The organism is Halorubrum sp. CBA1125, assembly GCF_009742825.1.
Classification (GTDB): Archaea; Halobacteriota; Halobacteria; order Halobacteriales; family Haloferacaceae; genus Halorubrum.
On record NZ_WPCE01000302.1, the window covers coordinates 1 to 2,191 of the forward strand.

The following is a 2,191-nucleotide window of genomic DNA, read 5'->3' on the forward strand; positions in this document are numbered from 1 at the left end:
CCCCGTTCTGCCCGCCGACCACCCCGTTCTGCCCGCAGACGCACACGCTGACGGTCGGCTCGTTCCGGGCGTGGAACGGTCTCTCCGGTCGGCACGAAACGGTCTCGTCCGCGTCCGTGCCGCGCCGATGCACAACCGAAGCGAAGCGATAAACGACCGGCTCGCAGAGCTCGAAGAGGCGTATCTCCAAACCGGTGACGCGAGTGCGGAGCCGGCGGACGACACCGAGGTCGGGGCCACTCCGATGGAACGGGCGAAAGCGGCGGATGGGAGTCGTCGCGGAGGCGACAACGCACCGTTCTGAAGCGATCGGACGCCAGTGTTATCGAGATCCGAGATCTCCCTCGTCCGTTTATGTCGGGCGAAGTCGCTAGGATCGAGTATCCATGAGTTCAGTTGACGATCACGATCACGAGGAGGCGGCGGACCCGATCACCGACGAGATCCACGACAACTCGTGGTCGGCGAACCTCGAAAAACCGGAGTATGCCGACGATCCCGAACGCGCGGTCCGAGACGCCTGCGTCGCGATCGACCACACCGCGCCCGGCAACCACGTCAACCTCGTGACGCACGCGACCCTCGGACACCCCGAAGACTTCCTCTACGACGCCCTGAGCGAGGAGTACGAAGGTCTGGAGTGGGAGTACGTCGAACAGTGCGGGTGCGGCGGTCACGTCACGCGAGTTCACGTGGAGTGAGCAGACAGGGCACGTAAGTGAGCAGACGGGGTACGTAAGTGAACAGACGAGGCCACGCAAGTGAACATCTTCGGCAACAGCCGGACGGGGGTGGAAGTGTTCGGCTAGCGTATGGGAGCAATTCCGGGCGGCATCGACACCACAGCACAGCCGCCGCCGACGGGTCCCTACTTGTCGTCGGAACCGCGCTCCTCGTCGGGGCGAATATCACTGGCGCTACCCGGGACGTGACGCTCGTGGCCGGGATACTGGTGGTGACCGGCGCCGTCGTCTTCACGGCGAACATGCTCCAGGTGATCCGTCGACACAGCCCGCACTCGATGGACCACGTCGTACTCGGAGCGCTGAACTCCCGTCGGGCGGTCGAGTAGTCCGACCGCGTCGATGAGCCGACCGCGTCGACCGGCCGACCGTCGCCAGTCGGACCACGATGATAGTGAACCGGCGGACGGAAGAGGTCGGTGAGACGGCGCCGTATCCGCCGGGTTTCAGTTCCGCCGGGGTCCGGGAAACGGTTAAGTAGACGGCCTGTCGTGATATTCGCATGACCGGGGGCGCCGACGACGACATGCTCTCGTGGGACGAATCGGTGTTCCGCGACGAGTCGGTGTTCGAGATCGACCACGTCCCCGAGACGTTCCACCACCGCGAGAGCCAGCTGGAGAGCCTCAAGTACGCGCTCCGGCCCGCGGTGCGTGGCTCGCGGCCGCTCAACACCATGGTCCGTGGTCCACCGGGAACCGGCAAGACGACCGCGGTCCAGAAGCTGTTCGGCGAATTGGGCGCCCGCACCGAAGTCCAGACGGTCCGCGTCAACTGCCAGGTCGACTCGACGCGGTACGGGGTGTTCTCGCGATTGTTCGAGGGTATCTTCGAGTACGAGCCCCCCTCGTCGGGTATCTCGTTCAAGAAGCTGTTCGGCCAGATCACCGACCGGCTCGTCGAGGAGGACGAGGTGCTCGTCGTCGCGCTCGACGACGTGAACTACCTCTTTTACGAGAACGAGGCGTCCGACACGCTCTACTCGTTGTTGCGCGCCCACGAGGCGCACTCCGGCGCGAAGATCGGGGTGATCGTCGTCTCGTCCGATCTCGGACTCGACGTGATCGACGACCTCGACACGCGGGTCCAGTCGGTGTTCCGACCCGAGGAAGTGTACTTCCCGGTGTACGACGCCAGCGAGATCTACGACATCCTGCGCGAACGCGCCGACCGCGGCTTCCACGAGGGCGTCATCGGCGACGCGGAGCTCGATCGCGTCGCGGAGCTGACCGCCGACAGCGGTGATCTCCGAGTCGGGATCGACCTGCTCCGGCGAGCGGGACTCAACGCCGAGATGCGAGCGTCGCGGACGTCAGCGTCGAGGACGCGAAGAGGCCTACGAGAAGTCGAAACACGTCCACCTGTCGCGGTCGGCTACAGGGGTTGTCACAGTCCGAGCGCGACCTCGTGCGGGTGCTCGCAGCCACGACGGAGAGCGTCGCCGGAAC

At 65.4% G+C, this 2,191-nt stretch carries 2 protein-coding genes and 2 pseudogenes; all 4 read left to right on the plus strand.

The window, feature by feature from the left end; translation table 11 throughout:
- Positions 1-304: pseudogene (locus GJ633_RS15975) on the plus strand (hypothetical protein); the annotation flags it as partial.
- An 82-nt stretch (positions 305-386) separates the two neighbouring features.
- Positions 387-701, plus strand: a complete 315-nt coding sequence (locus tag GJ633_RS15980) for a CGCGG family rSAM-modified RiPP protein (RefSeq protein ID WP_156589565.1) — start codon at positions 387-389, stop codon at positions 699-701.
- A 236-nt stretch (positions 702-937) separates the two neighbouring features.
- On the plus strand, positions 938-1,072 hold the full coding sequence (locus GJ633_RS18145; RefSeq protein WP_255470741.1) for a hypothetical protein: 135 nt from the start codon (positions 938-940) through the stop codon (positions 1,070-1,072).
- 173 nt (positions 1,073-1,245) lie between these two features.
- Positions 1,246-2,191 (plus strand): annotated as a pseudogene (locus tag GJ633_RS15985) (ORC1-type DNA replication protein); the annotation flags it as partial.

What these genes read in the sequence shown, in the direction of transcription:
- GJ633_RS15980 (WP_156589565.1), top strand. Translation starts at nt 387, where the DNA reads ATGAGTTCAGTTGACGATCACGATCACGAGGAGGCGGCGGACCCGATC.